The organism is Rhodococcus aetherivorans (assembly GCF_025722975.1).
In the GTDB taxonomy this organism is placed as follows: Bacteria; Actinomycetota; Actinomycetes; order Mycobacteriales; family Mycobacteriaceae; genus Rhodococcus; species Rhodococcus aetherivorans.
Map to the genome: position 1 here is coordinate 304,300 of NZ_CP106982.1, position 11,940 is coordinate 316,239.

Annotated in this window: 10 protein-coding genes; 7 read left to right on the top strand and 3 right to left on the bottom strand. The window is 71.1% G+C overall.

The window, feature by feature from the left end:
* Positions 1-56 precede the first annotated feature (56 nt).
* Positions 57-710 (top strand): hemerythrin domain-containing protein, encoded by a 654-nt coding sequence (locus OCS65_RS01420; RefSeq protein ID WP_029546775.1) that lies wholly within the window; start codon positions 57-59, stop codon positions 708-710.
* Between the two features lie 34 nt (positions 711-744).
* Here the strand turns inward: OCS65_RS01420 and OCS65_RS01425 are convergent, their stop codons facing one another.
* Complete coding sequence (locus tag OCS65_RS01425; protein ID WP_231772240.1) at positions 745-1,890, bottom strand: response regulator transcription factor; 1,146 nt, start codon at positions 1,888-1,890, stop codon at positions 745-747.
* Positions 1,891-2,011: 121 nt separating this feature from the next.
* Positions 2,012-2,416 (bottom strand): SdpI family protein, encoded by a 405-nt coding sequence (locus tag OCS65_RS01430; protein ID WP_006934385.1) that lies wholly within the window; start codon positions 2,414-2,416, stop codon positions 2,012-2,014.
* A gap of 104 nt (positions 2,417-2,520) precedes the next feature.
* Here OCS65_RS01430 and leuS point away from each other — a divergent pair, with 104 nt between their 5' ends.
* Positions 2,521-5,400 carry a leucine--tRNA ligase gene (gene leuS / locus OCS65_RS01435; protein WP_231772241.1) on the top strand — a complete coding sequence of 960 codons (2,880 nt, stop codon included), beginning with the start codon at positions 2,521-2,523 and terminating at the stop codon, positions 5,398-5,400.
* A gap of 30 nt (positions 5,401-5,430) precedes the next feature.
* Here the strand turns inward: leuS and OCS65_RS01440 are convergent, their stop codons facing one another.
* Positions 5,431-6,246 (bottom strand): alpha/beta hydrolase, encoded by an 816-nt coding sequence (locus tag OCS65_RS01440; RefSeq protein WP_029546772.1) that lies wholly within the window; start codon positions 6,244-6,246, stop codon positions 5,431-5,433.
* Positions 6,247-6,538: 292 nt separating this feature from the next.
* Here OCS65_RS01440 and OCS65_RS01445 point away from each other — a divergent pair, with 292 nt between their 5' ends.
* From OCS65_RS01445 to OCS65_RS01465, 5 genes are all read left to right on the top strand, one after another.
* Positions 6,539-7,909 (top strand): hemolysin family protein, encoded by a 1,371-nt coding sequence (locus OCS65_RS01445; RefSeq protein WP_231772242.1) that lies wholly within the window; start codon positions 6,539-6,541, stop codon positions 7,907-7,909.
* Positions 7,902-8,915, top strand: coding sequence for a hemolysin family protein (locus OCS65_RS01450; RefSeq protein ID WP_231772243.1), 1,014 nt, complete (start codon positions 7,902-7,904; stop codon positions 8,913-8,915). Before OCS65_RS01445 ends, OCS65_RS01450 begins: the two co-directional genes overlap by 8 nt.
* 126 nt (positions 8,916-9,041) lie before the next feature.
* Complete coding sequence (locus tag OCS65_RS01455; protein WP_050036209.1) at positions 9,042-9,425, top strand: nuclear transport factor 2 family protein; 384 nt, start codon at positions 9,042-9,044, stop codon at positions 9,423-9,425.
* A gap of 145 nt (positions 9,426-9,570) precedes the next feature.
* The gene (locus OCS65_RS01460; RefSeq protein ID WP_231772244.1) at positions 9,571-10,857 is read left to right on the top strand and encodes a hemolysin family protein; all 1,287 of its coding nucleotides are present in this window, start codon (positions 9,571-9,573) and stop codon (positions 10,855-10,857) included.
* A 51-nt stretch (positions 10,858-10,908) separates the two neighbouring features.
* Positions 10,909-11,934 (top strand): DUF6777 domain-containing protein, encoded by a 1,026-nt coding sequence (locus tag OCS65_RS01465; protein WP_231772982.1) that lies wholly within the window; start codon positions 10,909-10,911, stop codon positions 11,932-11,934.
* The last annotated feature ends 6 nt before the right edge of the window (positions 11,935-11,940 follow it).

The window sequence follows — 11,940 nt, forward strand, 5'->3', positions numbered from 1 at the left end:
GCCGGTCGCACGCTCGAAAGCAAGGGTTCGAGCACGACGGGATCGAGGTCGACGACATGACCACCACCAAGTCCACTGCATTGACCGACGACGACATGGACGTGATGACGCTGCTGCACGCCGCGTTCCGCCGCGACGCCACGCGCCTGGCGCACGTGGCCCAGACCTACGGCACCGAGAACGACGAGACGCACGACGCCCTGCTCGTCGGGTGGCGCGGCTTCAGCCGGGAACTGCACCACCATCACCGGATCGAGGACACCCACATCTGGCCGCTGATGCGCCGCAAGCTCGCGGACCGCCCCGACGACCTCGCGGTGCTCGACGACATGGAGGCCGAGCACTCCCTCATCGATCCCACGCTCGCCGCACTGGAGGACGCGTTCGACGACCGGGAGCACGGCCCGCGGCAGGTGCCGCATCGGATCGACGACCTCGTGGCGCTGCTGCAGTCGCACCTCGCGCACGAGGAGCGCGACGCGTTCCCGCTCATCAAGGAGGTGATCACCGCGCAGGAATGGCAGGCGCTGTCCAAGGCCGCCGTCAAGGAACTGGCCTACAGCGACATCGCGCAGCTGGGTCCGTACGTCGTCGAGGGGGCCACCCCCGAGCAGGCCCGCCGCGTGCTGAGCGAGCTGCCCGTGCCGCTGCGGCTCGTGCACCGGTTCTGGTGGAACCCGCGCTACCGGCGCGTGCGGCGCTGGGAATGAGCTTCGCAGGCCGAGTCGCCGAGGGGCGCGCGGTTCAGCTCTTCGGGGCCGAAGCCGGCTCCGGGGAACGTCGTTCGGTGAAGAAGCCGTCGGGGCCGATGCGCTGACCGAGGCGCGGTGCGTACTCGGTGTGGGCCAGCTTGGCGACGAGACTCGCGCGGCTGTTGACGCCGGTCTTGGCGAACACGGCCTTGAGGTGATCCTGCACCGTGTACGGGCTGATGCCCAGGACGCGGGCCATCTCGTGACGGGTCCTGCCGGCGAGAACCTGCGTGAGTACCTCCGACTCGCGCCGGGTCAGCCCGTGTGCTGCCGCGGCCAGGCTCACGATCTCCGGGAGTTGCGCCCGCTCCACGGTCATCAGCACGCGCCGCGGCGGGTGCTCGCCGTCGAACCGCCCGACGCGGATCACGACCCACTCACCGTCGAGGGTGCGGGCCCGCAAGACCGCGGAATCCGTCCCGGATCGCCGCAGCCACAGTGCTGCCGACACCGCGGGCGCGGTGGGCACGGGCCTGCCGGGCGGCCCCCAGCCGAGCCGTTCGAAGTACTCGAGTGCGGGGACGGTGATCGACTCGAACTCGTCGTCGGGGCCGACGATCGCGACGGCAGGTCCCTCGGAGCCGGGGTGGGGGGTGCGGGTGCCGTCGCGGAACAGGGTGGTGCGCAACCCCTCCCCGATGTCGGTGAGCACCGTGCCCAGGGTCTCGAGCTCCTCGTCGGCGAACTCCGGGCCGGGCCGCCTGCTCATCGTGCACGCGCCCCAGCAGGCTCCGTCGCGGCCGCGGAAGAGCATGCGTACCTCGTCCTGCATCCCGTAGGGCGCGAGCAGTTCGGCATACTGCCGGCTGCTCCTGACGCGGTTGCCGGTCACCTCGCGGAGCGTCCGGATGGGGACCTCCCGGTGCAGCAGCGAGTCGAACCGGCCCGGTTGGGGGTCCTCGCCGTACTCGAACTCGAGGGCGGACGCATAGGCCCGCGGAACCTCGTATCCGCGGGTCGTCAGTGTGGTCGGGACGAGAGCCGCGGGATCGATGGTGGCCAGACAGACCCCGTCGTACGGCACCCGGGCGCGGATCGCGTCCAGGACGACCTCCCGGAACTCGGCGGAGTCCGTCGCCGCGGCGGCCGCGTCGCGGATCGTCGACTTCAGCCGGGCACCGGCCAGTGCCGGAGTCACCCTGTCAGTATCTCCCCCGGACGCGGGGTTGAGAACCTCTCGACCGGAGGGAACCGCGCTCAGGCGGTCACCCTGCGCCGTGCGCTGCGCTCAGGCGGTCACCCTGCGCCGTGCGCTGCGCTCAGGCGGTCGGCTCGCAGGCGCCGCGCAGGCTGCACGCCCCGCACGACGTGCCGCACCCGGCGGTCTCGGCCGGTGCGCTGGCCGCCGCGACGCGGGCGCCGATGGAGCCGCCCACACCGGCGGTGAAGAAGGCCGCGATCACGGCACCCACGACGGCGATCAGACCCGGGACCGTATCGAGCGCGAGCGCGCCCACGCCGCCGAGGACGAGCAGGCCTGCCGCACCGAGCTGACTGGGGGCGGCGACCTTGTTGGCCAGGGCAAACGTCGTCTCGTCGCGCAGGGCGTCGGCGGTGCGCACGCCCGCCCACCGGTTACGCGGCAGCCGCCCGGTCAGTCCGGCGACGGCGATCCCGCCGACGGCGAGAGCGAGCACGAACAAGACGATGGCGACGATCAGCACCCCTCGAGGATACGTGGGAGGCACAGCCGCTGGTCGGGCCGGGTCGGGCCAGGCTCTACCCTGGTCGGAGGTAAATGACGTCAGCCAAGTAGATAGCGACCACCGTGACTCGTCCTGCGCAGCCCTCCACACCGTCGTCCGACGCCACCCCGCAACACCGATACACCGCCGATCTCGCCGGCCGGATCGAGCGGCGTTGGCAGGATCTGTGGCGTGAGCGCGGCACGTTCAACGCGCCGAACCCGGTCGGCCTGCTCGCCGGCGACGTTCCCGAGGACAAGCTGTTCGTGCAGGACATGTTCCCCTACCCGTCCGGGTCGGGCCTGCACGTGGGTCACCCCCTCGGCTACATCGCCACCGACGTGTACGCCCGGTACCACCGCATGCTGGGCCACAACGTCCTGCACACGCTGGGCTACGACGCGTTCGGGCTGCCGGCCGAGCAGTACGCGGTGCAGACGGGCACGCACCCGCGCACCACGACCGAGGCGAACATCGAGAACATGCAGCGGCAGCTGCGCCGGCTGGGGCTGGGCCACGACGAGCGCCGCTCGGTCGCGACGACGGACGTCGACTTCTACCACTGGACCCAGTGGATCTTCCTGACGATCTACAACGCCTGGTACGACCCGGAGCAGAACAAGGCGCGCCGCATCGACGAGCTCGCCGCCGAGCTCGACGCCGGCACCCGCACCCTCGCGGACGGACGCGACTGGGCGTCGCTGTCGAAGGCGGAGCGGCTCGCCGCCCTCGACGAGTACCGGCTGGTGTACCGCTCGGACTCCCTCGTCAACTGGTGCCCGGGTCTGGGCACGGTGCTGGCCAACGAGGAGGTCACCGCCGAGGGCCGCTCCGAGCGCGGCAATTTCCCGGTGTTCCGCAAGCACCTGCAGCAGTGGATGATGCGGATCACCGCCTATTCCGACCGCCTCATCGACGACCTCGAGTACCTGGACTGGCCCGAGAAGGTCAAGACCATGCAGCGCAACTGGATCGGGCGCTCGCACGGGGCGCAGGTGACGTTCGCCGTCCGGGGCGAGCCAGGCGCCGGGGAATCCGCCGCCGGCCGTCCGGATGCCACGATCGAGGTGTTCACCACGCGCCCCGACACGCTGTTCGGCGCGACCTACGTCACGCTGGCGCCCGAGCACGCACTCGTCGACGAGATCGTCGCCTCTGCATGGCCGGAGGGTGTCGACGAGCGCTGGACCGGTGGCGCCGCCACCCCGGCCGAGGCCGTCGCCGCCTACCGGGCGTCGATCGCCGCGAAGTCCGATCTCGAGCGGCAGGAGAGCAAGGAGAAGACCGGCGTCTTCCTCGGCGCCTACGCCGTCAACCCGGTGAACGGGCAGTCGCTGCCCGTGTTCATCGCGGACTACGTGCTCACCGGGTACGGCACGGGCGCGATCATGGCCGTGCCCGGCCACGATCAGCGCGACTGGGAGTTCGCCACCGCGTTCGGCCTGCCGATCGTGGAAGTGATTGCGGGCGGAGATATCTCGGAGGAGGCGTACACCGGCGACGGGGCGCTCGTGAACTCCGGCTACCTGAACGGGCTGAGCGTCGCCGACGCGAAGAAGGCGGTCGTCGCGAAGCTCGAGGAGTCGGGTGCGGGCACCGGCACCATCCAGTACAAGCTGCGGGACTGGCTGTTCGCCCGGCAGCGGTACTGGGGAGAGCCGTTCCCCATCGTCTACGACACCGACGGCAACCCGCACGCTCTGCCGGAATCTGCTCTGCCGGTGGAACTTCCGGACGTCGAGGACTATGCGCCGGTGTCGTTCGATCCCGAGGACGCGAGCTCGGAGCCGTCGCCCCCGCTGGCCAAGGCCGACGAGTGGGTGAACGTCGAACTCGACCTCGGCGAGGGGCTGCAGCACTACACCCGCGACACCAACGTCATGCCGCAGTGGGCCGGCAGCTCGTGGTACCAGCTTCGCTACATCGACCCGACGAACCCGGACGAGTTCTGCGCCAAGGAGAACGAGGCGTACTGGACCGGTCCGCGCCCGCAGATCCACGGCCCGCACGACCCCGGCGGGGTCGACCTGTACGTCGGCGGTGTCGAGCACGCCGTGCTGCACCTGCTGTACGCGCGGTTCTGGCACAAGGTGCTGTTCGACCTCGGCTACGTCACCTCGTCCGAGCCGTACCGGCGCCTGTTCAACCAGGGCTACATCCAGGCGTACGCGTACACCGATTCGCGCGGCGTGTACGTGCCCGCCGACGAGGTCGAGGAGCGCGACGGGAAGTTCTTCCACCGGGGTGAGGAAGTCCACCGCGAGTACGGGAAGATGGGTAAGTCCCTGAAGAATTCCGTTGGGCCGGACCAGATCTGTGACGACTACGGCGCCGATACGCTGCGTGTGTACGAGATGTCGATGGGCCCGCTGGACCAGTCCCGGCCGTGGGCGACGAAGGACGTCGTCGGGGCGCAGCGGTTCCTGCAGCGGGTGTGGCGGGCCGCGATCGACGAGGAGACCGGCGCGCTGCGGGTCACCGACGCCGAACCGACCGACGAGACGCTGCGCGCCCTCAACAAGGCGATCGCGGGCGTGTCCGACGACTACGCGGGCCTGCGCGACAACACCGCCATCGCCAAGCTGATCGAGTACACCAACCACCTCACCAAGGCGTACCCGGACGGGGCGCCGCGGACGGCGGTGGAGCCGCTCGTGCTCATGCTGGCCCCGGTGGCCCCGCACCTCGCCGAGGAGCTGTGGTCGCGGCTCGGGCGCACCGAGTCGCTGGCCCACGGTCCGTTCCCGGTGGCGGACGAGAAGTGGCTCGTCGAGGACACGGTCGAGTACCCGATCCAGGTCAACGGCAAGGTGCGCAGCCGTATCACCGTGCCGGCCGACGCGGACCGGGAGGCGATCGAGGCCGCGGCGCTCGCGGACGAGAAGATCGCCGCCCTCCTCGAGGGTGCCGCGCCGCGGAAGGTGATCGTCGTACCGGGCAAGATGGTGAACGTGGTCAAGTAGGCGGCTGCGCCGCCGTGGTGTCCTTTCGGATCACCCCCGATCCGGAAGGACCCCACGCACGAAATCGACGACGTCGTCGAGCACGTCGTCACGGTTGGTCTCGTTGAAGATCTCGTGCCGTGCCCCGGGATACACCTTCGACGTCGACCGTGGTCCGGCAAACGTGGCCCAGCCCTCGCGGCTGCCCGGGAGCGGGACGAGCTGGTCGTCCTCGCCGTGCAGCCACAGGACGGGCACGTCGCCGACGGTGCCTGCCCCGGTGACGGCGTCGAGGCAACGCTGCAGTGCCTCGACGGTGGGCCGCTTGAAGGGGCCGTGCCAGACGAGTGGATCGTCCACGTACGCGCGGCCCACCTCCGGGTTGCGCGACAGCGTCGCGGGGTCGATGGGTGCGTCGGGGATCTCCTCCGCCGCGAGCATCGCCTCGAGGGCGGGCCAGCGGCCCAGCACCGGGCCGGACAGCACCACCGCGGTCAGTTCGGAACCGTAGCGCTGCGCGTAGCGGGCGGCGATCAGCCCGCCCATGGAGTGCCCGACGAGCACCACCGGCAGGCCGGGGTGCTCGCTGCGGGCCTTGACGTCGAGCAGACGGAAGTCGTCCACGACCTTCTCGAAGTCCTCGATCAGGACGCGTTCCCCCTCGCTGAGCCCGTGCCCGGCGTGGTCGACGGCGTAGACCACGGCACCGTCGGCGACCAGTCGGGTGGCCACGTATTCGTAGCGGCCGGCGTGCTCGCCGTAGCCGTGGCACAGCAGCACGACGTACCGCGGGTCGTCGTGGACCCAGCACCGGGCGGACAGGGTGCCGGCGTGCCCGGGCAGGGGGAAAGCGGTGGTGTCGCTCATCGAGGCTCCTCACGATGTGGCCGTCTGCCAGAACAGCCAAGCACTGCCGACGGCTTCGGCGCGGTATTCGCGCCGTCGTCGCCCGGGTGTCGCGTCGTCGTGCGGTGCCGGACCCCTGTGACCGGGTCGGCACCGCACGAGGGAACTCGTCGCCGGCCCGATTCGTCGTATTCTGTGACAGGAAGTCGTCGTCTATTGCAGAGAGAGCCATGAGACGCGCCAAGCGCAAACCTCGAAGACCCTCCCCGCCCCCGAGTGACGCCCCGTCCGTCACCGCCCCTCGGAGCCGACCGTGCTGACCGTCCTCGGTATCGCACTCGGCATCCTCGTGGTCCTGGCCATCACGGCCCTGACCGGCTATTTCGTGGCCCAGGAATTCGCCTACATGGCGGTGGACCGGTCCCGGCTCAAGGCGCGTGCCGAAGCCGGCGACGCCGCCGCGGCCCGCGCCCTGTCGGTCACCCGCCGCACCTCGTTCATGCTCTCCGGCGCTCAGCTCGGCATCACCGTGACCGGCCTGCTCGTCGGCTATGTCGCCGAACCGCTCATCGGCAGCGGCCTCGGGGAGCTCCTCGGTGGTGTCGGCATCCCGACCGCGGTCGGGGTGGCGGTCGGCACGGTGCTGGCGGTGTTGTTCTCCACCGTGGTGCAGATGGTCTTCGGGGAGCTGTTCCCGAAGAACCTCGCGATCGCGCGGCCCGAGCCGGTCGCTCGATGGCTGGCGCTGTCCACCACGCTCTACCTGAAGCTGTTCGGCTGGTTGATCCGGTTGTTCGACGCCTCGTCGAACCTGCTGCTGCGCGCGCTGCGGATCGAACCGGTGCACGACGTGGAGCACTCGGCCACCGTCCGCGACCTCGAGCACATCGTGGCCGAATCGCGCGACGCCGGCGATCTGCCCACGGAGTTGTCGACCCTGCTCGACCGGATCCTCGACTTCCCGACCCGCACCGCCGAGCACGCCATGATTCCGCGTGCCCGCGTGGACTACGTCCGCGCGGGGGAACCCGTGATGCGGGTGCTGGCGAGGATGAGCGAGGGCCACACCCGGTACCCGGTCGTCGGCTTCTCCGCCGACGACCTGCGCGGGGTGGTGCATCTGCACGATCTGCTCGCCCTGGACGCGACGACCGGGACGGCCGGGACGGTGTGCCGGCCCGCGGTGATCGTGCCCACGACGCTGCCGCTGCCCGAGGTGCTGGCCCGGTTGACCGAGGGGCAGGAGGAGATGGCGTTGGTGGTCGACGAGTACGGCGGCTTCGCCGGCGTCGTCACCGTCGAGGACATGGCCGAGGAACTCGTCGGGGAGATCGCCGACGAACACGACACCGCCGTCGAGACGCAGGTGATCACCCGCCAGGGTGCGGGCTGGGTCATCCGCGGCGACGTGCACCTCGACGAGGTCGCCCGCACCCTCGACCAGGAGCTGCCCGAGGGCGACTACGAAACCCTCGCCGGCCTGGTCATCGCCGAGTTCGGCGGCCTGCCCGCCGTCGGCGACACCGTCGCGATCCCGCTCGAGCCCGACCCGGCCGATCTGGTGCACGAGAGCGCACCCCCGGCGCGGACGCTGATCGCCGAGGTCCGCGAGATCGACCGGCGCGTGCCGTCCTCGGTGCTGGTGACCGTGCGCACCGACGGCGAGGTGACCGGCGATGAGTAATCCCTGGATCGTGCTCGCCGTGACCGTCGGACTGATCGCGGCGAGCGCCTTCTTCGTCGCGGTCGAGTTCGCGCTCATCGCCGCCCGCCGGCACCGCCTCGAGGACGCCGCCCCGCACAGCCGTGCCGCCCGCGCGGCGCTGCGCAGCGCCTCGGAGCTGTCGGTCCTGCTCGCCGGGTCCCAGCTCGGCATCACCGTGTGCACCCTGGCCCTCGGTGCGGTGACCAAGCCCGCCGTGCACCACTGGCTCACTCCCGTGTTCGAGGACTGGGGCGCTCCGCTCTGGCTGGCCGACGTCGCCGGCTTCGTCCTGGCGCTGATCATCGTGACGTTCCTGCATCTGGTGGTCGGGGAGATGGCCCCGAAGTCCTGGGCGATCGCGCACCCGGAGAAGTCGGCGACCATGCTCGCGCTCCCGATGCGCGCGTTCATGTGGTTGACCCGGCCGGTGATCGTGCAGCTCAACCACCTGGCCAACTGGTGCCTGCGGCGGGTCGGGGTCGTCCCGGTCGACCAGGTCGGCGCCGGACAGGACCCGGATGCGTTGCGGCACCTGGTCGAGCACTCGGCCACCGTCGGCACCCTCGACGAGCGCTACCACGGGCACCTGACCAGCGCGCTCGAACTCGAGGCCCTCACCGTCGGCGACATCGTCCGCCCCAACGCCCGCCCGAGCAGTGTCACCCCTGACGCCACCGCCGCGCAGATCCGGGACACCGCCCGGCGCACCGGGCACCTGCGGTTGCTCGTGCGGGGCAACGGGCACGTCGACGGGGTGGTGCACGTGCGCGACAGCCTGCACGCCGCCGACGGGGTGACCGCCGCCGAGTTGATGCGCCCGGCGCTGACCCTCGAGACGGCGGTGCCGGTGTACGAGGCGCTGCGCACCATGCGCGAGACCCGCAACCACCTGGCCACCGTCACCGACAACGGCCGGGTGGTCGGGTTGATCACCCTCGCCGACGTCCTCGAACGCCTGCTCCCGACGGCCGACGCGGGGGCCTGATCCCCCGGCGTGGGGGTCCCGGTGCGCGGGCCGAGGCGCAGCGGCGGCAACGCCGGGCATTCCCAGTCCCGGCGCGCGCTGCTAACCTCCGTTGCTAGAACACGTTCTAGCAACGGAGGTTTTCGCATGGCCCCGACTCCCGCCGCGATCCGCGCCACCGTCGAGTCCTACATCCGGTCGGTCGCGAAAGGGACCACCGACGAGGTGCTCGCCCTCTACGCCCCCGGTGCCACGGTCGAGGACCCGATCGGCACGGACGTTCGCACCACCGAGGCGTCCCTGCGTGAGTTCTACTCGATGATCGAGCCGCTCACCCAGACCGGCGAGTTGCTCACCCTGAAGATCGCCGCCGGCAACGCGGCCTTCCTGTTCCGGCTCACCACCCACCTCGGTGAGCAGGATCTCGTCATGGAGGTCATCGACGTCATGACCTTCGACGACGACGCGCGGATCACGAGCATGAAGGCCTACTGGAGCCAGGAGGACATGCAGACCCTCCCCGCCTCCTGAACCCGAACTGTTTCACGTGGAACATCCCCCTCCGGAGGCCGTGCGATCGGTATCCGAACCGCCGCCGCGTTCCTAGACTGGGAGCCGTATCCCGCGTCTTCCCGGTGAGGAGACACGACATGGCCGACGGTCCCGGGTGGCCGCCATGACCGGGTCGGCGCTCGTCGACATCCTGCTGGTCCTGGTGTTCGTCCTGATCGGCGGCGTCTTCGCCGGCACCGAGCTGGCCCTGGTGTCGCTGCGCGAGAGTCAGATTCGTGCACTCGAGGAACGCGGCCGGCGCGGCCGCCGGACGGCCGCGCTGGCGAAGGATCCCAACCGTTTCCTGTCCGCGGTGCAGATCGGCGTCACGGTGGCCGGGTTCTTCTCCGCTGCCTACGGCGCCTCGACCATCGCACCGAACCTCGCCCCGGCCCTCGAGTCGTGGGGGCTGCCCGCCGCGGCGGCGAGCGCCGCCGCCCTCATCGGCACCACACTCGTGATCGCCTACCTCTCCCTGGTGCTCGGCGAACTCGTCCCCAAGCGCATCGCCCTGCAGCGGGCCACCGGGGTGTCGCTGCTGACCGCACCGGCCCTGGACCGGTTCGCCACCCTGATGCGACCGGTGATCCGGCTGCTGTCGGTCTCCACCGACGGACTCGTCCGGCTGCTCGGAGCCGACCCGGCGCGCCGGAGCGAGGAGATCACCCACGAGGAGCTGCGCGAACTGCTGCTCGGCCATTCGGCAGTGCCGGAGGACGAGCGCACGGTGCTCGCGGAGGTGTTCGACGCCGGACAGCGATCGCTGCTCGAGGTGATGCGCCCGCGCACCGAGGTCGACTTCCTGCCCGCCGACACCGCGATCCCGGCGGCGCGCGAACAGGCGCTGGCGGGTACGCACAGCCGGTACCCCGTCGTCGGATCGTCGCTCGACGACGTCGTGGGCTTCGTGCACCTGCGCGACCTGCTGCTCGCCGATCCGGCGAACGCCTCGACCGTCGCCGACGTGTGCCGGCCCATCCTCTCGTTGCCCGGCTCCAAACCGGCACTCGCGACACTGTCGCTGATGCGCCGGAACAACGACCAGATCGCCCTCGTCGTCGACGAGTACGGCGGCACCGCCGGGATCGCGACGCTCGAGGACATCGTCGAGGAGATCGTCGGCGAGATCGGCGACGAGTTCGAACCGACCGAGCAGGCCTCGGTCACGCCCGCTCCGGCGCAGCCCGATACACAGCAGGTGGACGGTCTGCTGATCGTCGAGGACTTCGAACGCGCCACCGGGATCGGGCTGCCCGACGGCCCCTACGAGACCGTCGCGGGGTGCATGCTGCACCGCCTCCAGCGCCTTCCACGACTCGGCGACAGCATCACCGTCGACGGCCATCGCCTCACCGTGAGCGAGTTGGACGGCCGTCGGATCGCCCGCCTCCGCCTGACGCCCGAGGGCTGAAGCCGACCGAAACCGCCCGAGATGCGGAGGGGTTCCGCCTACCATGGGCGGGTGGCCGCCGGCACCGCTGCGCGCGGATTCGGGATGGTACTCGCGCTGACTGCGCTCGCCGTGGGGGGATGCTCCACGGACGGTCCGTCGCGAACCGAGCCGGTACGCCTGGACCTCGCGACGTCGCGCGGTGAGCATCCGTGGAGCGTCCTGCTCCTGCCCGACCAGGTACCGGTCGCCGTTCCACCGGCACCGCAGGCCGAGCTTCCCGTTCCCGACGACGGCCCGGTGACGGTGTCCGGAGACCGGACCGGGCTCTACGGCGGCAGCCTGGAGCGCGAGCTGTGCGACCGCGAGCGGCTCGCCGGCACGCTCGAGCAGGACCCGGCCAAGCAGGAGGCCTGGCTCGACGTATTCGACGTCGCCGACGCCCGGGGATACCTGCGCACACTGACGCCGGTGCTGCTGCGTGCGGACACCCGGGTCACCGATCACGAGTATCGCGGCGGGCGCGCGGTGCCCGTGCAGTCCGTCCTCGAGGCCGGAACCGTCGTTCTCGTCGACGACCGGGGCGTCCCCCGCGTGCGGTGTGCACCGGGGAGCCCGCTGCTCTCCCCCGTCCTGTCCTCGGGTCAGGATCTCGAAGGCGAGGGCTGGTCGGGCCTCGACGAGGAACGGCTGTTCGTGGTGCAGCCGGGTGCGGCGCCCGTCGGTGAATTGACCGTCGTCGACGTCACCACAGGCAATCTGCTGGCGGTGCCCATCGGTGCCGGCCCCAAGCAACCGGCACCCGGGGCGATCGACCCGGTACCGCCGCCCGCACCGGAACCGTCTTCCGCGTTGGTGCCGGACGTGGACATTGCGGCGCCCGCGCCGCGGGCCCCGGCGCCACCCCCGGAGCCGCCGCCACCACCGCCGCCGCCACCGCCACCGCCGCCGCCACCACCGCCGCCTCCCCCGCCGCCTGCGCCGGAGCCGCTTCCCCCGGCACCGGCACCTGCTCCGGCGCCTGCCCCGCCGCCACCACCGCAGATCCGCATCCAGCTGCCGAACGGGGCGCCGGTCGTGATTCCGCTGCCGTTCTGACGACGG

Coding starts and splice junctions, on each gene's coding strand:
- OCS65_RS01450 (WP_231772243.1), top strand. CDS start 7,902: ATGAGTAATCCCTGGATCGTGCTCGCCGTGACCGTCGGACTGATCGCG.
- OCS65_RS01440 (WP_029546772.1), bottom strand. CDS start 6,246: ATGAGCGACACCACCGCTTTCCCCCTGCCCGGGCACGCCGGCACCCTG.
- OCS65_RS01460 (WP_231772244.1), top strand. CDS start 9,571: ATGACCGGGTCGGCGCTCGTCGACATCCTGCTGGTCCTGGTGTTCGTC.
- OCS65_RS01420 (WP_029546775.1), top strand. CDS start 57: ATGACCACCACCAAGTCCACTGCATTGACCGACGACGACATGGACGTG.
- OCS65_RS01455 (WP_050036209.1), top strand. CDS start 9,042: ATGGCCCCGACTCCCGCCGCGATCCGCGCCACCGTCGAGTCCTACATC.